Source organism: Actinophytocola sp., assembly GCF_035634895.1.
In the GTDB taxonomy this organism is placed as follows: domain Bacteria; phylum Actinomycetota; class Actinomycetes; order Mycobacteriales; family Pseudonocardiaceae; genus Actinophytocola.
Genome location: NZ_DASQCC010000182.1, coordinates 14,037 through 36,539, shown reverse-complemented (window position 1 = coordinate 36,539; position 22,503 = coordinate 14,037). Strand labels below are relative to the sequence as shown.

The 22,503-nt window shown below is 71.9% G+C and carries 16 protein-coding genes; 7 read left to right on the top strand and 9 right to left on the bottom strand.

Translation table 11 applies throughout. The annotated features are described in order from the left end of the window. Positions 1–159: 159 nt before the first annotated feature. The gene (locus VET29_RS26745) at positions 160–2,397 is read left to right on the top strand and encodes a sensor histidine kinase (RefSeq protein WP_324925309.1); all 2,238 of its coding nucleotides are present in this window, start codon (positions 160–162) and stop codon (positions 2,395–2,397) included. A 300-nt stretch (positions 2,398–2,697) separates the two neighbouring features. Further along, complete coding sequence (locus VET29_RS26740; RefSeq protein ID WP_324925305.1) at positions 2,698–3,435, top strand: AfsR/SARP family transcriptional regulator; 738 nt, start codon at positions 2,698–2,700, stop codon at positions 3,433–3,435. A gap of 160 nt (positions 3,436–3,595) precedes the next feature. Here VET29_RS26740 and VET29_RS26735 read toward each other — a convergent pair whose 3' ends face one another. Further along, positions 3,596–4,282 (bottom strand): TioE family transcriptional regulator, encoded by a 687-nt coding sequence (locus VET29_RS26735; protein ID WP_324925303.1) that lies wholly within the window; start codon positions 4,280–4,282, stop codon positions 3,596–3,598. An 82-nt stretch (positions 4,283–4,364) separates the two neighbouring features. On the opposite strand from VET29_RS26735, the gene VET29_RS26730 reads away from it, so the two are divergent. Further along, positions 4,365–5,498 (top strand): erythromycin esterase family protein, encoded by a 1,134-nt coding sequence (locus tag VET29_RS26730; protein WP_324925301.1) that lies wholly within the window; start codon positions 4,365–4,367, stop codon positions 5,496–5,498. Here VET29_RS26730 and VET29_RS26725 read toward each other — a convergent pair. Continuing rightward, positions 5,495–6,685 carry an LCP family protein gene (locus VET29_RS26725; protein ID WP_324925299.1) on the bottom strand — a complete coding sequence of 397 codons (1,191 nt, stop codon included), beginning with the start codon at positions 6,683–6,685 and terminating at the stop codon, positions 5,495–5,497. The genes VET29_RS26730 and VET29_RS26725 overlap by 4 nt on opposite strands. A gap of 193 nt (positions 6,686–6,878) precedes the next feature. Here VET29_RS26725 and VET29_RS26720 point away from each other — a divergent pair, with 193 nt between their 5' ends. The 4 genes from VET29_RS26720 (at position 6,879) to VET29_RS26705 (ending at position 9,966) form a co-directional block, all read left to right on the top strand. Beyond that, positions 6,879–7,463 (top strand): hypothetical protein, encoded by a 585-nt coding sequence (locus tag VET29_RS26720; protein ID WP_324925297.1) that lies wholly within the window; start codon positions 6,879–6,881, stop codon positions 7,461–7,463. Then, the gene (gene cseB / locus VET29_RS26715; RefSeq protein ID WP_324925295.1) at positions 7,463–8,131 is read left to right on the top strand and encodes a two-component system response regulator CseB; all 669 of its coding nucleotides are present in this window, start codon (positions 7,463–7,465) and stop codon (positions 8,129–8,131) included. Before VET29_RS26720 ends, cseB begins: the two co-directional genes overlap by 1 nt. 19 nt (positions 8,132–8,150) lie before the next feature. Continuing rightward, positions 8,151–9,383, top strand: coding sequence for a HAMP domain-containing sensor histidine kinase (locus VET29_RS26710; protein ID WP_324925293.1), 1,233 nt, complete (start codon positions 8,151–8,153; stop codon positions 9,381–9,383). A gap of 70 nt (positions 9,384–9,453) precedes the next feature. Then, complete coding sequence (locus VET29_RS26705; protein WP_324925291.1) at positions 9,454–9,966, top strand: DinB family protein; 513 nt, start codon at positions 9,454–9,456, stop codon at positions 9,964–9,966. Between the two features lie 190 nt (positions 9,967–10,156). Here VET29_RS26705 and VET29_RS26700 read toward each other — a convergent pair whose 3' ends face one another. The 7 genes from VET29_RS26700 to VET29_RS26670 all read right to left on the bottom strand — a co-directional run bounded on the left by VET29_RS26700 (position 10,157) and on the right by VET29_RS26670 (position 22,496). After that, positions 10,157–10,864 carry a hypothetical protein gene (locus tag VET29_RS26700; protein ID WP_324925289.1) on the bottom strand — a complete coding sequence of 236 codons (708 nt, stop codon included), beginning with the start codon at positions 10,862–10,864 and terminating at the stop codon, positions 10,157–10,159. 87 nt (positions 10,865–10,951) lie between these two features. Further along, on the bottom strand, positions 10,952–15,031 hold the full coding sequence (locus VET29_RS26695) for a TIGR02680 family protein (protein ID WP_324925287.1): 4,080 nt from the start codon (positions 15,029–15,031) through the stop codon (positions 10,952–10,954). Between the two features lie 146 nt (positions 15,032–15,177). Further along, positions 15,178–16,359 carry a TIGR02678 family protein gene (locus VET29_RS26690; protein ID WP_324925285.1) on the bottom strand — a complete coding sequence of 394 codons (1,182 nt, stop codon included), beginning with the start codon at positions 16,357–16,359 and terminating at the stop codon, positions 15,178–15,180. Then, the gene (locus tag VET29_RS26685; protein ID WP_324925283.1) at positions 16,356–17,912 is read right to left on the bottom strand and encodes a TIGR02677 family protein; all 1,557 of its coding nucleotides are present in this window, start codon (positions 17,910–17,912) and stop codon (positions 16,356–16,358) included. The genes VET29_RS26690 and VET29_RS26685 overlap by 4 nt, the downstream gene beginning before the upstream one ends. A gap of 98 nt (positions 17,913–18,010) precedes the next feature. After that, a complete protein-coding gene (locus tag VET29_RS26680; RefSeq protein ID WP_324925281.1) occupies positions 18,011–19,207 on the bottom strand; it encodes a glycosyltransferase 87 family protein in 1,197 nt (398 codons plus the stop codon). After that, complete coding sequence (locus VET29_RS26675; RefSeq protein WP_324925279.1) at positions 19,204–21,783, bottom strand: FtsX-like permease family protein; 2,580 nt, start codon at positions 21,781–21,783, stop codon at positions 19,204–19,206. The genes VET29_RS26680 and VET29_RS26675 overlap by 4 nt, the downstream gene beginning before the upstream one ends. Then, positions 21,780–22,496: an ABC transporter ATP-binding protein gene (locus VET29_RS26670; protein ID WP_324925277.1), complete on the bottom strand. Its 717-nt coding sequence runs from the start codon at positions 22,494–22,496 to the stop codon at positions 21,780–21,782. The genes VET29_RS26675 and VET29_RS26670 overlap by 4 nt, the downstream gene beginning before the upstream one ends. Between the last annotated feature and the right edge of the window lie 7 nt (positions 22,497–22,503).

Below are 22,503 nucleotides of genomic sequence, written 5' to 3'. Positions count from 1 at the left end.
GCCTCGGAAGAAGACTTGGCGCTCGAACCCGCACTGTGCGCCGAGCACGGTCGGTGCGGCGATAGCGAGGCGGGCATGACGTCGGTTGGTGAGAACGCGGGCCGGAAAACGGCTCACGTGCGCCCCGACGATCTCGGTCGTCCTGGCGACAGCGGTGCGTTGATCGCACCGACCCTGGCCAGGGCGATCGTCGCGGTGGTGTTCTGCGGTTTCGGCAGCATCGCCGTGCTCTGGGTGATCCAGGAGGGCAAGGGCACCGACATCGCGCTGGCCGTCACGTGCCTCGCGGGGCTGCTCTCCCTGCAGTACTTCTACTTCTGCCGTCCACAGGTCGACCTGCACTCCCGGCGGGCGTACGCGATGCTCGCGGCACAGGCTTGCCTGGCCTATCTGCCGCTGCCGCTGTTCGGGAACGCATGGGTGAGCCAGCCGTCGTTCCTGGCCGGCAGCGTGCTGCTGGTGTTGCCCCTGTCGGCGGCATGGCCCGTCTACACCGCGATCGTCGCGAGCACCGGGATCTCGCGGTACTTCCTGGACGGCACCTGGTCCGACGTCGTCTACATCCTCGTCAACACCTCGACGGCCGGTCTGTACGTGTACGGCCTGACCAGGTTGGCCCGGCTCGTCACCGCACTGCACGAGGCCCGCGACGAGCTGGCGACGTCCACGGTCGCGCACGAGCGGCTGCGGTTCGCCCGCGACCTGCACGACCTGCTGGGCCTGAGCCTGTCGGCGATCGCCCCGAAGGGTGAGCTGGCACTGCGGCTGGTGCGCAGGAACCCGGCACGGGCCGAGCGGGAGCTGTCCGAGATCCTGGACATCTCCCGCCGGGCGCTCGCCGACGTGCGGGCGATCGCCCGGCTGTACCGCGAGATCTCGCTGAACGAGGAGGCCACGACCCTCGCGTCGATGCTCGCGGCGTCCAATGTGGATCTTCGGGTGGACCTCGACCTGCGTGAGCTGCCCTCGCACATGCGGACCACGCTGTCCGCGCTGCTGCGCGAGGGCGTTGCCTACGTGCTGCGCCACCGGGAGGTCGAGCACTGCGAGATCGTCCTGCGGCAGGAGGACGGCAGGGTCTCGGTCGACATCGTCAACGACGAGGTGGGCGCCGGCCAGGACGGCGAGGCCGACGGCTACGAGAACCTGCAGAAGATGGTCTCGAGGATGGGCGGCGAGCTGTCCGTCGGGGTGGACCCGGACGAACGATTACGCCTGCATGTGTCCGTTCCGGTGACCGCACGATCACCCGAACGAGTGCCGACCGCCACCGAGCCGACGGAGTCGATTCCGCAGTTCGCGACCAAGCTCGCCAACTGGCTCGTAGTGGCGGTTTTCTTCGGTAGTTTCGTGCAGGCGGTGATCCGGGCGCTCTGGGTGACCCGGGAGTTCTGGGACATCGCGCTGGTCAGCGCCTATCTGACCGCGGCGCTGGTGATGCAGCTGGCGTACTTCAGCAGACCGGGCACCCGGCTGGGCTCGCCGGTGAGCTATCCGTTGCTGGGGCTGATGGCCCTGCTGGTGTTCCTGCCCTCCGTGCAGTTCCAGGACGCCTCGTGGACCGGGCTGCAGGGGTTCCTGGCCGGTAGCGCGTTGCTGGTGCTGCGCCCGGCACTCGGCTGGGGCGTCTTCGCCGCGGTGGCCGTCGCGGTCACGTGGAGCCAGATCGGTTTCCTCGACCTGCTACCCAGGGCCATCGGCCTGCCGATCATCACCATCGACCTGGGTCTTGTCACGTATGGACTGACGTGGATGGCCCGCACGGTGCGGCAGCTGCGGGCGGCGAGGCAGGAGCTTGCCGAGGTGGCGCTGGCGGAGACCAGACTGCATTTCGCCCGCGACCTGCATGATCTGTTGGGGCTGAGCCTGTCCGCGATCACGTTGAAGAGCGAGCTGGCGTACCGGTTGGTGATGCTGGACCCCGACCGGGCCAGGACTGAGTTGACCGAGGTTCTGGAGATCTCCCGGCACGCGTTGGCGGACGTGCGGTCGGTGGCGAGCGGGTACCACGAGATGTCGCTCGAGGAGGAGTGCCGGACCGCGGAGTCCCTGCTGACGACGGCCGGCCTGAACGTCCAGATGGACGTCGGCTATGGCGAGCTGCCGCCCGAGGTGAGCACGGTGCTGGCGACCGTGCTGCGCGAGGGCGTCACGAACGTGCTGCGGCACAGCAAGGGCGAGTGCTGCGAGATCACCATCCGGGCCGATGACGGCGACGCGTACCTGGACGTGGTCAACGACGGCGTCACCAAGCAGACGGACCGGGACCGCGGTGGTTGGGGCAGCGGCATCCGCAACATGTCCGACCGCGTGGCCGGCCTCGGCGGCCTGCTGACGGCCCAGTACGAAGGCGACGGCCGCTTCGGCCTGAGCGCCCGCATCCCGACCAGCCACTGAAAGTTCCCGGGGAATTCCTCGCCTGGTTTCGTGCGCCTGAATCCTGGGTGCCCGGGTCATCGGTTGGGCATAACACCGCCAGCCAATTCCTCTCAGGCGTTCACCCGGCGCCCATGTGATTTTCATTCGGACCGGTGCTGGCCAGGCGTTTTCCGTCCGGTCGAACAGAAAGAACGGCACGCGCGGCCGATGGGGCGGGGGTTCCATCCGAGTGGTCGGCATGTGACCATGAACAGGGGCCAATTCAACGAGTTCAGCGGTAGGGGTTGACGCGCGATGAGGTTTCACTTACTTGGCTCATTGGAAATCATTGATGACGGCGAGCACGTGGAACTCGGCGGCGGCGTCCAGCGGGCCGTCCTCGGTTACCTGCTCCTGCACGCCAACCAGGTGGTCCCCACCAGTCGTATGCTGCGCGCACTCTGGGACGAGCACGCCCCGCTCACCGCACGCAAGATGGTCCAGAACGCCGTCTCGGGCATCCGCCGCGCCCTCGCCGACGACACCGGGCTGCACACCCACTCGCCCGGCTACCGGCTCCAGGTCGAGCCAGAAGCCGTCGACCTGCACCAGTTCCGCCAGCTCGTCGAGCAGGGCCGGTCGGCCATCGACGACGGTCAGCACCAGCGCGGTGTCGAGTTCCTGCGTTCGGCGCTGAACCTCTGGCGCGGGCGTGCCCTCGCCGACCTCGTCGAGCGTGGCACCATGTGGTCCGAGCTGGCCGCCGTCGAGAACGAGCGGCTGCTCGCCCTCGAGGACTGCTTCGACGCCGAGCTCGTCTGCGGCCACCACCGGGAGATCACTCCCGAGCTGGAGGTCCTGACCGAGGCGGAACCCCTGCGGGAGCGGCTCTGCCAGCAGTTCATGCTCGCCCTCTACCGCTCGGGCCGCCAGGTCGACGCCCTCAACATCTACCGCCGCACCCGGATGGCGCTCGTCGACGGGCTCGGCATCGAACCGGGGCCCGAGCTCCAGCAGTTGCAGCACCTCATCCTCGAACACGACTCGTCCATCCAGGCGCCCATGCTGGTCGCCTAGTGTCCCGCGCCGGGAATGCGGTGATCAAGTCGGTGGATCCAGGTTTCTGCTGGCAAGGCGCCGGTTCGTCCTCGTACTGGGTGGTACTTGGGCGGACCGGCAACACCGCCGGCGGGAAGCTGGGCCGCCGAATTAGTTGCCTGATTTCCGTCGCGGGACACTAGAGCAGGGCGAGGTACTGGCCGAGCTTGGCGGCCGCCCTGAGCATCGCAAGGCCCTGTTCGGTCAGCTTCTTCTGCCAGTCGTCCAGGGCCTGCGACAGTGCCTCGGTGCCGCCGGCCGTGCGGATCTGTCGCACCACCGTCGCGATGTACGCCAGCGGGTAGCCGCCACGCCTGAGCAGGTGGGCCAGCTCGGCGTCGCGGTGGTCGGCCGCGTGGTAGACGCGGTAGCCGGTGGCCGGGTCCCGGGTCGGGCTGACGATGCCGGCGCTCTCCCAGTTGCGCAGGGTCGCCGGGGTGACCCGGAGCTGGTGGGAGAGCTCGCCGATCGTGCGGGCGTTCACCGGCGCGGGCGGCTGCTCGGTCAGGTGATCCACCGCCTTCCGCACGGACGAGAGGGTCTCGCGGTCGTGGAGCAGCCTGTTGTGGCCGCGGTCGATGATCAGCAGGGCGTCGTCGAGCCGGTCGCCGACGGCGTTCATGATCTGGCCGCCGGCCAGGTGCCCGTAGGCCGGGACGAGCGCGAGATAGGCACGGAGCGCCGCCGCGTGCACCTCGGTGTAGACGCGGTAGCCGCTCGGGGTGCGCGCCGCGGGTGGGATGCACCCGTCCTGCTCGTAGTTGCGCACGGCCTGGGTCGAGATGCCATGCTCACGAGCCAGGTCGGCCGGCCGCAGGGTTCTCACGAGTTTGAGACTTCAACGGATGGATAACCGAGTCAAGTGGGGCAAAGTCTCAACCGGGTTTTCAATGTTACGGTTGAGACACATGAGCCAGGACATCCGAACCTTCATCAGTCCCTCGTGCGAGCTGCTCGCGTTCGGCGAGCCGACCCATCTGGCGCCGGACTTCGGCCGGATCCGCAACGAGCTGTTCGCCGAGCTGGCCGAGCACGGCTTCCGGTCGATCGCCCTCGAGACCGACCGCGCCGCCGCCCTCGCCGTCGACGACTTCGTCCAGGAGGGCATCGGCAACCTCGACGCGGTGATGCGCGACGGCTTCTCCCACACCTTCGGCGAGCTGGACACCAACCGGCAGCTGGTCGTCTGGATGCGTGAGTACAACCGGCGCCGCCCCGCCGCGGAACGGTTGGCGTTCCACGGTTTCGACGCCTCGACGGAGATGATGAGCGCACCGAGCCCCCGGCCCTACCTCGAACACGCCCGCGACTACCTCGGCCTCGATCTCGACCTCGCCGGCCTCGCCGGCGCGGACGAACGGTGGAGCCGCACCGAGGCGGTCATGGACCCGGCCGTGTCGGTCGGCGCCACGCCCGAGGCCGAGCGGTTGCGGTCGATCGCCGACGACATGCTCACCTGGCTGTACGCCCGCGCCCCGGAGCTGATCGCGGCGACCTCCCGCGCCGCGTGGCTCCGCACGCGGACGATCCTCACCGCCGGCCTCGGACTGCTGCGCTACCACAAGGAAGCGGCCAACCCCATCGAGGACACCCCGCGCTGGAACAACATGTGCGCCATCCGGGACTCGATCATGGCCCAGAACCTCCTCGACCTCCGCGAGACCGAACGGCCGCGCGGCGCGACGCTGGTCTTCGCGCACAACAGCCACCTGCAACGGAACCCGAGCAGCATGTGGTTGGGCCCCATGGCGCTGAACTGGCATTCCGCAGGCGCCATCGTGGGGTCCCTGCTGGGCGAGCGGTACACCGTCGTCATCGGCAGCCTGGGCCGCGACGACGCCATCGGCCTCGGCGAGCCCGCCGCGGACACCTACGAGGGCCTGCTACAGCGGCAGATCCCCACCTGGGGCCTGACGAAGGAGGTCGCGCCCGCCCGCACCCGGACCGACCAGACCCCCGAGCAGGGCGTCTTTCCGCTCGACCAGGCGTCCGTCGACGCCGCCGACGCCGTCCTGCACGTGAACGGCAGGCCAGATCTCTAATTCACGCAAGGGATTCCGGCGGCCGTGATGGTTTGCTGGTCCGGCTGTTCGTTGGCCAACTTCTGCACCTCGACCGACGAACGGTCCAGTGTGGACTTTTCCGGGACGGACGGCGCGTCGGGCGTCGCGGTGCTCGGGGGTGGACCGCTGAGCAGGCTCTGCACGTAGGCACGCACCTGCTCGGGGTCCACCTCGACCGCGCTGCCGTCGGACGGGGTGGGCAGGGCGATGGTGCCGGTCGGGATGGTCGAGAACTGGATGTCGTCGCCGCTCAGCGACGCCACCTGGGTCGCGAAGCTCATCAGGTCCCAGTTCTTGTCCAGCACCACCGACCTCGTCAGCGCGTCCACGAGAGAGCTGATCCGGCTCGGCGAGGTCAGGGTGCCCGAGCTGAACATCTGGTGCGCCAGCCCGGCCATGAACGCCTGCTGTCGCCGCACCCGGTCCAGGTCGCCGTTCTGCAGGCCGTGCCGCTGCCGCACGAACCGCAGCGCGTCGATCCCCTGCAGCACCTGCTCGCCCGCCGGGAAGTTCGCGCCGGAGTACTTGTCGTGCACCGGCGCGGTCAGGCACACCGGCACGCCACCGACCGCGCTGGTGAGGTCGGAGAAGCCGAGCAGGTTGATCTCCGCGTAGTGGTCGATCGTCAGGCCGGTCAGGTCCTGGATCGTCGCGATCAGGTTCTTGCGGCCGGCCGTCGTCGACTCGCTCTCGACCGTCGCGTCGTCGGCGCCCTCGTTGCGCAGACGGTTCGCCTCGGCGTTCTTTCCCCTGGCGAACGCGGAGTTCAGCTTGTGCCTGCCGAAACCGCCCGCGATGTCCACATAGGAGTCACGGGGCAGCGACAGCGCGAACGCCTTCTTCTCCGGGTCCGCCGGGATGTGCACGACCATCATCGTGTCGGTGTTCTGCACCCCGGTCGCCTCGCCGGCGTTGAGCGCGTCGAGCACGTCCTGCGGCAGTGGGTTGCCCTGTTTGTCCGTGCGGGAGTCGAGGCCCACCAGCAGGATCGTCTGCGCGACCCGCGGCAGGTCGCGCGTGGTCGGCACATCGGGCGCGGCCGTGATCACGTCGTCGCGCGCCACGTTGTCGTCGGCGTTGCGGAACGTGTACCAGGCGAAGCCCATCGTCGCGACGACGGCGGCGGACAGGAGCGCGAGGAACGTCCTCCCCAGCCACGCCAGCATGTCGAAACTCCCCAGAACCGTTGGTGTTCCCCGCTCGTTCTCGACGTTAGGCGCGCTACCCGCCTGCCCGGCGACGGTCGTGTAACAGCCGCCCAGCAGGTGTGCCCCGGCCACGTAACAGGGTGCTGTGGCAGTTCCGGCGCTGGCATGGTCTCCTCTGGGCGGACGTTCGTCGGCTTGGCAGGAGGGTTGGATGCGCAGAGTGCTCGTGCCGGTGCTGTGCGGCGTGCTGCTGCTCGGGGGCTGCGGTGTGCCGGGCGGCGTCGAGGTGGAGGGCCGGGCGAGCCAGGTCAACCCGCCGACGACCTCCACCACGCCGAGCGGCACCCCCGCCTCCGCCGACGCGGTCGCCATCCTCCGTGCGGACCCGCTGCTCGCCACCAGGTACAAGGACGCGCTCGCGCCGTGCGAGGACGGCTACTACCCGGTCGGCGACCGGTACGTCGACCTCACCGGCGACGGGAACGCCGAGCTGGTGGCGACGCTGTACTCCTGTCCGGAAGCGCAGCGCGGGGCCAAGAGCGGCCCGATGGTCGCCATGGGCGGGTTCGCCTCCTACGGGTACGCCGCCTACGTGTACGACCTGGCGACCAGGCCGCCGACCCGGCTGCTCGCCGCCGAGGACGGTCCCGTCGAGCTCGTGTCGTACAAGAAGGAAGCGAACCTCCTGGTCCTGATCCGCTACCGGTGGGGTCCGCGGGACGACCCGTGCTGCCCGACCGACCAGACCGAGGTGCTGTACCACTGGGACGGCACGAAGTTCATCGAGGGAAAGTAATGAGAGTTCTGCTCGTCGAGGACGACGACGTGATCCGCGAGGCGACCCAACTGGCCCTGGAGCGCAACGGTTTCACGGTCGACGTGGCCGGCGACGGGCTGACCGGGCTCGACACGTTCCGCGAGCGGCAGCCGGACGTGGCGCTGCTCGACATCATGCTGCCGGGGATGAACGGCGTGTCGCTGTGCCGGCAGATCCGCGAGGAGAGCCAGACCCCGGTGATCATGATGTCGGCCCGCGCGGACCCGGTCGACGTGGTGCTGGGCCTGGAGGCCGGCGCCGACGACTACGTCACGAAGCCGTTCGACAGCACGGTTCTCGTGGCCCGGATCCGCGCGGTGGTGCGGCGGATGGGCCGGGCCGCGGTGCCGTCCGCGGCGGCCGGGAACGTCTTCGGCGACCTCGAGGTGGACCGCGACGCGCTGGAGGTCCGGCTGAAGGGCCGGCCCGTGGAGCTGACGCCGACCGAGCTGCGGCTGCTGCTGTGCTTCGTCGACTCGCCGGGCACCGTGCTGACCAGGGAGGTGCTCCTCGAGCAGGTGTGGGACTACCAGTGGGGCGGCGACTCGCGGGTGGTCGACGTCCACGTGCAGCGCCTGCGCGCGAAGATCGGCCAGGATCTGATCGAGACCGTGCGAGGCTTCGGGTACAAGCTCAGGAACGGGTGAACGGAGTGAAGGCCCGCGGATGAGCGCAGCGAACCACTGGACACCGAAGCTGTTTCCGCAGAGCCTGCGCTGGCGGCTGTCCGCGGTGATCGCGCTGGTGGCGGCCGTGCTGGCGGTCGCGCTGTCACTGCTGGTGCGTACCGAGTTCAGCCGGGTGCAGCTGGCGGACGCGCGGCGCGTGCAGGACGAGCGGATCCAGCTGGTCGTGCGGGACTACGGCCTGACCGGACGTGCCGCGCTGGGCAGCAGGCTGGACGCGCCGGACGTGCCGCGCGAGCTGCTGGCCGCGGCACGCGGCGGCCGCCGCGCCACGTACCTGCAGCGCACCGCGAACGGCGCCTGGATCTGGGCGGCCGCGGAGACCGACGGGCACCTGCTGTCGCTGCGCAGCCCGTACACCGATCGCGACGACGCCTTGCGCCAGCTGGACAACGCGCTGATCCTCGGCTCGGCCGGGGTGCTGGTGCTGGCGTCGGTACTGGGTGTGGTGCTGGGCGCCAGGCTGTCCAGGCGGCTGCGCCGGGCCGCGGTGGCCGCCCGGCGCGTGGCCGAGGGCGACGCGACCCTGTCGGTGGGGGAGGAGATCGGCACCCGCCCACGCGACGAGACGGCCGAGCTGGCTCAGGCGGTCGACGCGGTGGCCGCCGCTCTGCGTGGCCGCCTGGCGGCCGAGCAGCGGGTGACGGCCGACATCGCGCACGAGCTGCGCACCCCGGTGACCGGGTTGGTCACGGCGGCGGAGCTGCTGCCGCCGTCGAGGCCCGCGGAGCTGGTGCGGGACCGGGTGGGGGTGCTGCGCTCGCTGGTGGAGGACATCCTGGAGGTGGCCCGTCTGGACACCGCGACCGAGCAGGCGGAGCTGGTGGCGGTGCCACTGGGTGACTTCGTGTCCCGGCGGGTGCCGGTCGCGGTGGTCGAGGAGGCGGAGACGGTCCGCACCGATCCCCGCCGGCTGGAGCGGGTGCTGGTGAACCTCCTGGAGAACGCCGAGCGCCATGGCTCGCCGCCGGTGACCGTGCACGTGGTGGGCCGGACGATCGTCGTCCGCGACAACGGCCCTGGCTTCCCCGCGGATCTGCTGCGGGAGGGCCCGAGCCGGTTCCGCACCGCGGACCCCAACCGGTCCGATGGTCACGGGCTCGGTTTGACCATCGCCGTGGCTCAGGCACGCGTCCTTTCGGCGGAACTCACCCTCGCCAACGCGGCCGATGGTGGAGCGGAGGTCACGGTAGCGCTACCGTCTGCGCCGTGAGCGGAGCTTGCGGAGCGAAGTGTGTGTGCCACGCCGGCGGACGACCTCACGGAGCCTGTGAGGTGAGGTCGTGAGCGGCGTGAGCCTACGTGACGAGCTGTTGGCGCAGCTGGAGTTCTACTGGGACCACAACGTGTGGCCGCGCCTGCGCGGGCTCACGGACGAGGAGTACTTCTGGGAGCCGGTCCCCGGGTGCTGGTCCGTGCGCAAGCGTGACGACGGCACGTGGTCGATGGACTGGGAGTGGCCGACGCCCGTCCCGGCGCCCGTGACCACGATCGCGTGGCGCCTGGCGCACATGGGCATACAGACCCTCGGCATCCGCGCCAGCGCCCTCTTCGGGGACGGTTCCCTGACGGTCGAGACGGTTCGCTGGCCGACGAGCGCGTCGGAGGCGTTGCGTGCCCTCGCGACCCACTACGAGGCCTGGCGCCGAGGCGTCCGCACCCACCAGCCGGCGGACGAGGACTCGTTCACGACGCTGATGCTCCACATGAACCGTGAGCTGATCCACTACGGCGCGGAGGTCGGGCTCATGCGCGACCTGTACCGCTCGGGTCGCAGGGTGCCGGCGACCGCCTGACCCGGACGGTGAACCGTGACCTCCGGGGCACGGCTCGGCCGGCACGGTCGGGTGAGCCGGCGCCGAGCCAGGCGTCGGGGTGGGCCTCGAACACCTCGCGGGTCCTCGGCGGTCCCATGTGGATTCGGTGTGCACGAAACCGCGACTCGGGGTGTTCGAACGCGGGATTCGAGGTGTTCGAACGCGGGACTCAGGGTGTGCGAACGCGGGACTCGCGGGTCAGGTAGCCCACCACCAGTTCTTCTGCCTGGTGGACCGCCTTGCGGGACTCGTCGGTGTGGTCGGCGACGTCGAAGCCGTGGTGGCCGTTCGGCACGTCGATGACCTGCACCGCGACGCCGCTGGCGATCGCGTGGCTGAGGAACCGGTCCACCTCCACCTGCATGTCCGGCCGTTCCTGCCCGACCCGCGTCACCACCAGCGGGCGCCCCGGGCGCAGCCGCTCGGTCGGTGCCCCGAGCAGCGGGTAGGTCAGCGCGAGGCACCGCAGCCACGCCGGCGACTCCGCGAACCAGGTCCCCAGCAGCAACGCGCCCCCGGACACCCCCCACAGCGCGACCCGGTCCCCGTCCACCTCGTCCAGCGCACGCACCGACTCGACGATCCCGGGCATGGTCTCGCTCAACCCCGCCGCGTCCGACACGTTGTGGTACGGCAGGTCCAGCACCACCCCGAGCACGCCGCGGCTCGCCATCAGCCGCCCGTACCCGGCGAACAGCGGCCACCGGAACGGCCGCGACGGCACCAGCTCCGGCACCGGCCCCGGCACGATGACCGCGGCCGGCAGCGGGCCGTCCGCGTCCTTCGGCCGGTACACGTCGAACCCGGCATGTTCGGTCACCGTCCCGGAGTCGGCCACATCCAGGACGAAAGGCATCTCGTGGGGCCCCAGCGTCATGTTGAGATGATCGCTCACCGGTCCCCAAATGGAACGGGGGCGGGCGGTTCGCGGCACCCGCGTCCTACTCACCGAGGGTGACGTTCCTCAGCGTGGGTCCTCCGTGAGGGCCTTGCCCGTCCAGATGGCGTGGGTGCAGGCGATGCCGCTGCCGCCCTTCGGGCGCAGGACGTCGTAGATGTGCATGCGCGGGATCTTCTCCGACAGGCCCCAGCCGCTCGGCCACGTGATGATCCAGTCCATGTCCAGGTCCACCAGCAGCCCGAGCATCCGCGCGATAGTCGGCTCGTCCAGCCGTTCGAACGCCTCGTCGAGCAGCACCAGCCGCACCGGGGGCTGGTCCGCCGCCGTGCTCACCGCGTCGTAGAACGCCGAGGCCGCCGCGAACAACGTCACGTACGAGATCAGGCGGGTCTCGCCCGACGACAGCTGCCGCATGCGTCGTGTCCTGGGCGCGCCGTCCGGGCCGAGGTCCTTCACCCGCACCGTGAACCGGTACCACGTGCGGTAGTCCAGCGCCCGCGCGAGGACCTCCGCGTAGTCGCCGGAGTGCCCGTCCCGCTCCGAGGTGATGCGGTCGGTCAGCGCGGTGCGCAGTGCCTCGTCCTGGCCCTCGCCGCGCTTGGCGAACGGCGTGCGGATCAACGCCATCGCCTGGCGCATGTCCTCGTCCAGGTCCGGCGCGGGCTGCCAGTCCAGCTGGACGTGGACGCCCTGGCTCGACCTGGCCACGTCGAGGGTCTCGTTCATGCGGCGGCACAGGTCGTCCGCCACCTCGATCTGTGTGGCCAGCTTGTCCGCCAGGTCCCGCAGCATGAACGCGTCGAAGATCTGCTGGTACTCCTCGGACAGCAGGTCCCGTTGCGCCGTGAGGCGTTCCGCCACCTCCCGGGCCGCGACCGCCACCGGCTGCGGGCCCTGCGCGCCGGTCACCGTGACCGTCAGGATGTCCGCCGAGCGCTGTGCGATCACGTCGTGGCTACCGGCCAACGTGGACTGCAACGTCTGGAGGTTGCCCAGGACCGTGTCCTCCGACACGCCGTCGCGTGGGTTGCCGGTCAGCACGGTGAACGCCTCGGCCAGGTCCTCGGGACGGTCCACGGGCACTGCCGCCGGCCACACGCCGTCCGCGGCGAGCGCGTCCACGAAGCGTTGGCGGGCACCGGCCTCGCGCTCGGTCAGCTCGGTGCTCTTCGTCCGCCGGTTGTCGATCTGGGTCTGTGTCTTGCCGGCCCTGACCCGTGCGTCCGTCGCCAGCTGCCGCACCTCGGGGAGCCGGGCACGCACCGCGGCCCGCTCCTCCTCGGCCGCCGACAGCTCCCGCTCCAGCTGCTCGGCCGCGCTGCCGATCGCCTTCACCCGCTCCTCGTACCCGGCCTGCTCACGCGCGTGGTCGAGGCACGCCCGGTCCGCGCCGGCCTGCACGTCCGCCAGCTCCGCGTCCGCCCGCGCGTGGTTGTCCAGTGCCCTGGTCAGGCTGTCCACGCCGCCGAGGCAACGCTTGGTCAGCGCCGCGGCCAGCTGCTCGGCCGTCGACCTGGCCTCCAGTGCCGAGGCACGCGCCAGCTGCAGCGACTCCGCGGCCGCGTCCAGACCGGCCGAGCGGGCGTCGGTCAGCAACGCGTCCTGCCGGGCCCGGTGCCGGTCGGCGTTGCCCGCGTTCCTGTCCCGCAGCGAGAACGCCTTCCTGGTCGCGTCGTCCGCCGCCCCGGCCGCCGCGCGCAGCGTCACGTGCGCCGCCAGCACCTCGCGGTCGTCCGGGTACTCGTCGACGTGCCGCTCCCACGCCGCCGCGTGCTCCCGCGCCACCGTCAGCGCCTTCGCCGCCAGCTCACGTTCGTCCGCCAGCCGCGCGAGCGACGCCGACAGGTCGCCGATCCGCCGGTGCCGCGTGGTCTCCCGCGCGCCCGCGCCCACGAACTCCGCCGCCGGCTTGGTCATCGCGCCGGTCAGCACCCCGGCCCGCCACCGGCCGTCCAGCGAGACCGACAGGCCCGCCTCGCCGCCAAGGCCCACCCTGGACAGCAACCGTGTCACCAGGTCGGCCGACACCGGCGAGCCCGGCGGCACCGCGGGCACCAGGACCTCCGACAGCGACGGGGAAAGCTCCGGCCCGGCCACGATCGCGGTCAGGTCCCGCGCGGCGGCGTCGGTCACCGTGCCGTCCGCGGTGACCCACGCGTTCAGCAGTCCGGACGACTCCAGCGCAGCCTCGCAGCCGGCGCGGTCCGAAGGGGACAGCGATGGAGAGAAGTCGACAAGGCGATAGAACGCCGTGCCGTCGCCCGGGAGCCGGCCCACGCCGGGCACCGGCAGCGCCGGCTCGGGGTCCACACCGGACTGCAGCGCCGACAGCTCGGCGTCGGCCTCGGTCATTCGGTCGTCCAGCTCGTCGACCGCCCGTGCGGCGCGGTCGACCTCCGCGTGCAGCGCCGGCAGCCGGCCACGCAGCCAGGCGTGCGCGGTCTCGGCCGCGCGCGTGGCCGCGTCCACGTCCGCCGCCAGGTCGGCGAGGGGCGGCGGCGCCAGCTCCGCCGTGTCGGGAACCGTTGCCAGCGGCCCGGAGACCGACCACTGCGTGGCCGCCGCGTGCCACGTCGCCGCGATGTCCTCCAGCCGCTGCGCGGCCTCGTTGCGCCTGCCGACCGACTCGGTCGCCTCCAGTTGCGCCTCGCGGGCCTCCCGCTGCAACCGGTCCACCTCGGACCGTTCGCCATCCAGCTCGCGGGCCCGCTCCAGCAGCGTCAGCGTGACCGCGCACCGCTCGCGCAGCGCCGCCACCGCCTCCCCGGCCTGCGCGCCGGCGTGCTCCAGCGCGGCCCGCAGCGAGTGCGGCGCGAGGTCCGGCGGCGTGCGCCTGGTCGTCTCCTCCGCCTCCGCCTCGGGATCGAGCGACGTGCGCACGGTCTCGACCAGCTCGGTGGCCGCCGCCTCCGGCACGGCGGGCACCGTCGGGGACAGCCGGGGGTCCAGCCCCGCCTCCCGCATCCGCGACCGGACGGAGTCGGCCAGCTCGGCCGCCTGCGTCGTGTCGTCGGTGAACCGGGCCAGCTCGGTCACGACCGAGTCGACCAGCTGCTCGGTGTGCTCGCGTTGTGTGCGGAGCTGCTTGAGCGCGCTGACCGCGGCCGCCCGCGCCGCCGACACCACCCGCTTGCGGTCGGCCAGGTCCCGCACGCTGTCGTAGGCGGGGGAGGACTTCAGCGAGTCGATCTTCGCCTCGAGCGCCAGCTCCTGCTCCTCCAGCTCGGCGACCTCGGCCTCGGCCTCCTCCGCGGCCTTCTCCTCGTCGGTCAGCCGCGCGACCAGCTTGGTGATCTCGTTGTGGGCGCTGGAAAGCTCCTTCGACGCGTCCACCGACCGCTTGCCGGCGGAGCGCAGCGAGCCATAGGCGTAACCGGCGTAGGACGCGAGGAACCGCTGCAGCGCGGCGTCGGCCGCGCCCAGCGTACGGATGTTGTCCCGAATGGACTCCAGGTCCTCGAACGACCGGGCCAGCTGCTCGATCACCGCGGGATCCAGCGGTGGCAGGGAGTCCGACAGGATCTGTTCGAGCTGGCCCTCCAGGACCTTCAGGCCCACGTCCGGGTTGCGCAGGGTTCGTTGCAGGTGCAGGAGATCCGCGTACCGCACGGCCGGGATCCCGTACACCAGCTCGGCGATCCTGGCACGGAACGGGCCCTCGTCGTGCAGGCAGTCCGCGCCGAGCAGGTCACGCAGCTGCGTCGCACCGACCGGCGTGCCGTCCACGACCAGCGGGAAGTCCTCGCCGACCCGGCGATCGGTGACGAACCGCCACGAGTCGCCGATCGCCTGCGAGTTGGCCGACGCCTTGATGCCGATGCCGCTGGTGAGGAACTCGTCGCGGCCGCCGGCCGTGCGGTGCAGCTCGATCCACGCGTAGCCGATGCGGTTGGGGCCGCCGGTGTAGTCGTCGAGCATGAGCCTGCGCATGCTGACCGTGTCGTAGCCCTTGGAGCCGATCTGGCGCAGGTCGCCGTCGAGGCACAGCGGCAGCAGCAGCTCCAGCGTGCGGGACTTGCCGGATCCGTTGGTGCCCTGGAAGATCGCCCGCCCGCCGGACAGGTCGAACTCCTCCACCGCGTACTGCCACACGTTGACGATGCCGCCGCGGTGGAGTCTCCAGCGGGTCGTGGACTGTGCCACCTCCCCGGAATTCGATGTGTTGGTCGCGTCGGAGAACGAGGGCTCTGCCTGGTCACGTGCTTGTGGCTGGTTCGCGTCACGTTCCCCTGAGGTGCGGTTGGGGAGCACTCGGTCTGATTTCGACCCCGAGGTTGGCGCAGGGAGTGTCATGGCAGCTCCTTCTCGTGATCGAACAGCGACCAGCCCGGCTCCGGTTCGAGCTTCGGCTCCTCGGCCTGCCGTGGCGCCCCGTCCGGCTCGGGCAGCCAGCGGTGCGCGGCCGGGCTCAGCAGCCACCCGCCGTCCGCCGGGCGCGCCAGGCCCAGTGACAGCAACAGGCGCAGCACGTCGTCGGTGAGCTTCGGCAGGCTCGCGACCATCAGCTTCGACCACGCCGCCGGGTAGGCGTCGACCAGCTCGTCGCACACGGCCGTGACCGCATCGACGGTCACGGCCACCCAGCCGTCCCTCGCTTCACCGGCCCGCAGCAGCTCGGGCAGCGCCAGCAACGCGACCCGGGCGACGGTCGACTGGCCGGGGAAGGGCACGTCGGTGAGGTAGTCCTCGGGGTCGGTGACCGCGATGCCCTCCAGCCGCACCTCGGTGACCAGCCCGAAGCACCGCTCGATGAGCCGCGACTCCTGGCGGGCCCGTCTGCGCAGCCAGGCGGCCTCCTCGTCGGGGAGATCCGCGTAGTGGGTGAGCGGGTTCTCCACGAGCCTGCGGCGCAGCGCGTGCTCGACCCCCCGCGGCCCCGGCCGGGCGGCCAGCGTGACCAGCTCGCTCGGCGTGGTCGCGACGCCCAGCGGCCCGGCGACGAGCTGGCCGAGCAGCGTGGTGTCGATGGTGAGCAGGGCCTCCTCGTCGCCGGTGACGGTGCCCTCGGTCTCGCTGAGCACGCCGAGCGAGACGAGGTGGCGCAGCGCGGACGCGATGGCCCGCAGCTCGCCGAGGTCGTCGGACACCTCGATGCCGGCCTGGTTCGCGGCCGACCGGATGTCGGTGACCAGGCGGGACAGCAGCGTCTGCTGGCCGATGCCGGTGAGCGAGGCGAGGCAGAGCGCGAGGTAGGCGTAGCCGCGCGGGGTGAGGCTCGGCTCGCCGCGGGTCGGGTCGTTGCCGGGGCCCGACTTGTAGAGCCGCGCGAAGCGACGCTCGACGACGAGCCGGTAGCCGAGCACGCCCGCGAACAGCTCGGCGAGGGTGGCGCGGTGGCGGTAGATCAGTGGGAGGAGGTCGCTCTCCGGGCCGCCGGTGCGCAGCAGGGGCCTCCTGAGCAGGACACGCGCACAGCGGACGACATCGGCCTGGTCGATCTCACTGAGCCGGTCGAGCGTGTCCGCGTTCATGCGGTGCCCGTGCTGAACTCGACGGCGGTGTTCCGCAGCTCGAGGACCCCGCCCGCGGTGTGGATCACGGCGGTCTCGCCGGTTCGCGGTTGCAGCCGCAGCGTCAGGCCGCCGACCGGGTCGACGGCCTCGCCGTCGTCGGAGGCGCGTTCGCGCTGGGCCATGGCGTCGGTGAGCAGGCCGCACAGGGTGCCGAGCGCGTCGGCGGACAGCGTCGTCCCGTCGAGACGTCCGCCGGCCGCGGCCAGCTCGGCGACCGCGGCGGCGTGCCGCGCGTCGGCGTCGCGTGCCTCGGCGAGCAGCTGCTCACGGCCGAGCGGGTTGTCGAGGATGCGGGAGGTGCGGCCCCTGGTGCGCTCGCCTCGGCTGCGCACGGTGACGAGGACGTCGACGACCGGGCCGTCCGCCCAGGCGGTCTGTTCGTCGTCGCCGCTGTCGTGCTCGGGGGCGGGGGAGATGTGCCGGGCCGGGTACAGGCCGAACGCGGCGGCGGCGAGCGTGTGCGCCTGGTCCTCGGTCGACTCGTCGAACCACTTGGCCAGTTGAAGAAGCTCGGCGCGCCGGCCGGGTTCGGGCCCACCGCCGGAGGTCGCGCGCTTGACCGTGGCGAGCAGGGTGCCGATGGCGCGGGCGGTGGCCTCTCGCAGGGCGGTGACCTGCGACGGCCGTCCCGGCCGGTCGACGAACCAGTCCGTCAGCTCCCGCCAGTCGGCGGCGGCGCGGCCCCTGGCGCGCTCTACGTCGCGGCCGAGCGAGCCGTTGGGGGTGAGCAGGCGCAGCAGGTGCGCGGTGGCGCCGGCGAACTCGTCCCGCGTGAGGATCTCGGCGATGGTCGGGGTGTAGCGGAGGACGTCCTCGACGACCATCTGGATGTACTCGACGAGGAGGTTGCGGAAGCCCGAGATCTCGTTGGAGGCGAGGTGGTACCGGGTGACGACCTGGCCGAGGTAGGCGTAGAAGTCGCGGACGGTGGCGGCCAGCTCGCCGTGCTGGAGGAAGAGCGTGGTGACCTGCTCGGCGAGACGTTCGACGGTCTTGCCGGCCGCGTCGCCGCCGGGGTCCCTGTGGTGCTCGTGGCTGGCCTTCGACAGGCGGACGAGAAGCTCGTCGAGCCCGGCGCCGATGGCGGGCAGGAGCTCCCGGGAGACCTCGCGGGCCCCCTCGGTGGTCCTGAGCAGCTCGTCGACGTCGCGCTGGACCCGCACGCCGAGCTTGCTGACCTGGTAGCGAACACTGCCGTGCTGGAACTCGGCGATGCTGGCGGCGACGACCTCCCGCCGACCCGCGACCAGGTTGCCCCACTCGACGAGCTGCTTCAGCCGCGTGATGACGTTCTCGACCCGCGACTCGCCCTGCGCGATGTCGCCACGCCGCTCGGCGGGGGACAACGCCGCCGACACCTCACCCGCGGACAGGTCCGCGAGCAGCGTCGACGCGAACAGCCGCATGATCCACAGGTAGGTGCGCCGGTGCTCGCGCGCGTCCAGGTAGGCGTACAGCTTGAGCCGGCGCGCCTCGTCCGCCGCCAGACCGGCGGGAGCGTCCGATGCCATGGTCGCTCACCCTACCCGCGCCCCCCGACGGAAACCGGCACCCGGTCCCACCCGGTTGGGGGACTGGCTGCGGCAATACCCCGAGGTGGCGTCGGTGATCATCGACCCCCGCCTTTCATCGGGCGGTCAAGCGCGGCGGACCCCGCGCGTACGCGGTCGGCGAGACGGGCATTCGAGCCACCTGGCCGTGACATCAGCGCGCTCCACGCGAGGAACGTCAGCGCGGCGAGCAGGTAGCTGTTGCCCAGCAGGTGTTGCCACCACGTCCACGCCAGCTCACGGCCGCGGCCGTGCGGTAGGAAGCGTTGGCCGGCGACGAAGACGACGGCGGTCGCCACGAGCACAGCTCGGTTCCGGTGCGCGTGTACCGCGAAGTACGCGAGCGCCGGTGCGATCCACACCCAGTGGTGGGACCACGACACCGGGGACACCAGCAGGCCGGCGGCGGCGACCACCAGCAACGCCGGCACCGGATCGGACGCCCGCCGCGCGCCGAGCCACGCCAGGACCAGCACGACCGCCACCAACGGCAGCCACGCCTCGGTCAGGTCGAGTCGGGTCAGCGCGGCGCGCAGTGACTGGTTCGTCGCGAACTCCGCGCCGCCGATCCGGCCCGGGTCGAAGACCGTCGTCCACCAGTACCGGGCGCTGTCCGCCGGGGCGAACAGCATGCCGGCGCCCGTCGCGGCGGCGAACGTGACCACCGCCGTGACGGCGGGCCGGAACTGGCGCCGTGCCACGAAGAACAGGACGAACACGAGCGGCGTCAGCTTCACCGCCGCCGCCAGCCCCACCAGCATCCCGCGCGGGTGCCGCGTCCCGGCCACCAGGCAGTCGGCCGCCACCAGGCCCATCAGCACGAGGTTGACCTGCCCGAACATCAGCGTCGTCCGGACCGGCTCCAGCACCGGACCGCACACCACCGCCAGCGTGGCCACCGCCCGCGCCGACACCGGCGGGACGGCCGACGCGGTGGTCACCGACAACGCCACCAGGCCCGCCACCGCCAGCAGCATCGCCGCCACCACGAACGGCAGCACCGCCAGCACCCCGAACAGCACCGCCGACACCGGCGGGTAGGTGAACGGCAGCCAGAACGGGAACGCGTCCGTGTACAGCGGCGTCCCGTGCAGCCACGAGGCCCCACCCGTCCGGTACACCTCCAGGTCCGTCAGCGCCCCGGGCACGGATACCCCGTACACCACCGTCCCCAGCGCGACGGCCGCGACGAGCGAGCGCCGCACGAGCGCGGTCTCACCGGCGGCCCGCACGACACCGCCGAGCCGGTGCCTCATGAGACGAACCGGGACGGGGTCGCGACCGCGGCCACCGCCGACGCCGCCAGCGGGACGCCCACGAGCGCCACCCACAGCTGCTGCCACGGCACCGACAACCCGTGCAGGCCCGCCAGCGGGACCGCCGCGAACCCGACGCACACCCCGACCACCAGCCCGGCCGACGCCCCCAACCCGGTGACCACCAGCGCCTGTGTGCCCGCGAGCATCCGCCGCTGCCGCGCCGGCGCCCCCAGCGCGGCGAGGATGGCCAGGTCCGCGCGCCCGTCCGCGGCCGCGAGCGCCACGGTCACCCCGGCGCCGAGCAACGCGACGACACCGGTCAGCGCGGCCAGCGCCAGGTACAGCCCGGTGCCGTCGACATCGGCCGACTCGCCCACGCGGATGTCCATGCCGGCGTCCTCCACCGCGGTGCGGACCGCGTCCAGGCTGCCTGGCGGATAGGTGACGGCGATCATGTCGGCGAACGAGGTCCAGCCCAGTGCCGCGGCCGCGTCCGCCGAGATGAACGCCTTGGGCAGGTTCCAGTCGTAGTGCTCGACGCCGGCCGGCACCCTGGCCTGGTAGGCCGGCAGGGTGACCCCATCGCCGAGGTCGCTGGGTGACAACAGCGCGGTGCCGTTCCGGCTCACCAGGCAGTCGTCGAACAGCACGACCTTGCCCTCGGCCAACGCGGACCGCATCCCGGCGTCCGGCTTCCGGCCCGTGACCAGCTCGATCAGCTCGGGGCTGCCGATACCCAGCGACGTCCCGGAGTTCATGCAGCGGAGCGGCGACATTCGCGGGTTGACGGAGACCGAGGCGGAGCCGGGGCCGTCCTGGTGGGTGGTGGCGAGGGTTATCTCCTGGGTCGCCGCGCCGGGAACCGCACGGGGAATCCAGGTCATGGCGCCTTCCAGGTCCTGCCCGCCGTGCGCGGCCCTGACGTAGAGCGCCACCACATCGAGCGACGCGAGTGCCGTGTCGCGCGGCAACGTGTGTGGTTCGGTGTCCACCCGCGTGGCGAACAGGAACGCGGCGACGACCGACCCGGCGATCGCGACCATGACGGCCGCGCTAGCGGCGGCGGTCCGGTGCCGGTGCCGCACCGCGTCGCGGACGGCCAACCGGCCGGACAGCGGCAGCAGCGCACCCAGCCGCCCCACGACGCCGACGACCGCCGGCATCGCGAGGACCAGCCCGACCACCGCGACCACGGTGCCGGCGAGGGTGCCCATGATCGGCAGCGTCCGGGCCACCGGCGGGGCGAAGTTGTTCAGGTCCAGCAGTCTTCGGTGCTCCGCCACCCTGCCTTGTGCCACCACGCCGGCCATCGCGACCAGGATCATGCCGGCCAGCACCAGGAACCCGCCGAGCAGCGACCACCGGGCCCGCGGCGCGCCGGCCCGCACCCGGCCGGTCAGCGCGTCGACAGGGTGCGTGCGGGCCGCGTGGAACGCCGGCACGGTCGCGGCGACGACGCTGGCGAGCACGCCCACCGCGGCGGCCGCCACCAGCTCACCCCAGCCGAACCGCGGGTGCTCGATCAGCTGGTCGGTCGTCCGCTGCCACCGTGGTAGCCCCAGCACGGTGGCGGCCGCGCCCACCAGCAGGCCAACCGCGGCGCCGACCACGCCGAGGACGAGACCCTGTGCCAGCACCACCCGGCGGACGTGCCTGGCCGTCCCGCCGTTGATGGTGACCAACCCCAGCTCACGAGCCTGTTGTCGCGCGCCGACCGCGAACGCCGCGCCCACGGTGACGACGATGGCGATCAGGGCGAGCCCGGCGAAGAGGGTGAGCGGTTCACCGGTGGCGGCCAGGAGGTAACCGCTGACGGGGGTCGTGTCGTCGTAGGAGTCCCGGGTGGTGATCGTGGCATCGGCCGCGGGCCACGCGCCGGCCAGCTCGGCCGGGTCGACGCCGGCCGGCAGCTCTACCAGGTAGCCGATCGGGAGCGCCGAGCCGTCGAGCATCACGTCGGTCAGCACCGAGTCCGGCATCGCGACGACATCCGCGCACCGCAGGCAGTACGGCTTGACCGCGAGGCCCGTCACCGCGATCGGCGCCGCGGTGGGGTGGTCGGCCCTGCCCTGGGCGCTGATCGGTTCGATGGTCGCGTCCGGTCGTAGTCCGCCGTCGCCGTCCAGCAGGTCGAGCCGCTCGGCGAGCGGCCTGGTCACCAGCACCTCGTGCGGGTTCCTCGGCAGCCGGCCCGAGGTCAGCCGCGCGAGGTGTGCGGTCATCGGGTCGCCGAGCACGACGAAGTCGGGCCTGCTGCGGACGAGCCGGTCGCCGACGACGAGCCGCAGGCTGCCGGTGTAGTTCGGTGGACCGATCGGCACGGCCCGCGCGCCCGGCGGCAGGAGCCGTCCGATGTCGTACGGCCTGCGGTCCTTGATCCTGACCAGGGCATCTGCCGTGCCCATCGCGTGGTCCACCTCGATGTCGCGGTCGGTGACGCTGTGGACGAGCCCGTCGCCCACGGTCGCCGCCGCGACCGGCAGCGCGATGAGCGCGATGATCAGCAGCGACCGTCCCAGGTGCCGCCGCACCGACCGGCGCGCGACCCGCAGCGCCGTCCGCCATCCGGTCATGACGCGCCTTCCAGCAGGCTCTCGGCCGAGGGCGGCGCGCCCGTGTCGTCGACGAGCATGCCGTCGCGGAGGAACACGATCCGGTCGGCCCACGCCGCGTGCCGGGCGTCATGTGTGACGAGGACCCCGGCGGCGCCCTCATCGCAGCGGGTGCGGATCAGCTTGAGGACCGACTCGCCGGTGTGCGTGTCCAGCGCGCCGGTCGGCTCGTCGGCGAGGAGCAGACCGCGTTCGCCGACGAGCGCGCGGGCGATGGCGACGCGCTGCCGCTGCCCGCCGGACAGCTCGTCGGGGAACCGGTCCGCGGCGTCGGCCAGCTCGACGGACCGCAGCGCGTCGAGTGCGTCCTTCCTGGCCTGCCTGGCCCGGACACCGTCCAGCTCACGGGGAAGCGCCACGTTCTCGGCGGCGGTCAGCGTGGAGATGAGGTTGAAGTCCTGGAACACGTAGCCGACCCGCCGGCGGCGCAACGCGGCGCGGCCGGATCTGTCGAGCGAGGCCAGGTCCGTGCCGGCCACGACGACCGTGCCACCGGTCGGCTCGTCCAGGCCGCCGGCCAGCTGCAGGAGCGTGGACTTGCCGGAACCGGACGGGCCCATGACGGCAAGCAGCTCGCCGGCGCACACGCTCAGGCTGACCCCCGACAGCGCCCGCACTGTGGTCGCCCCCTTGCCGTGCACCCGGCTCACGTCGTGCAGCTCCAGCGCGGTCACTCGCCCA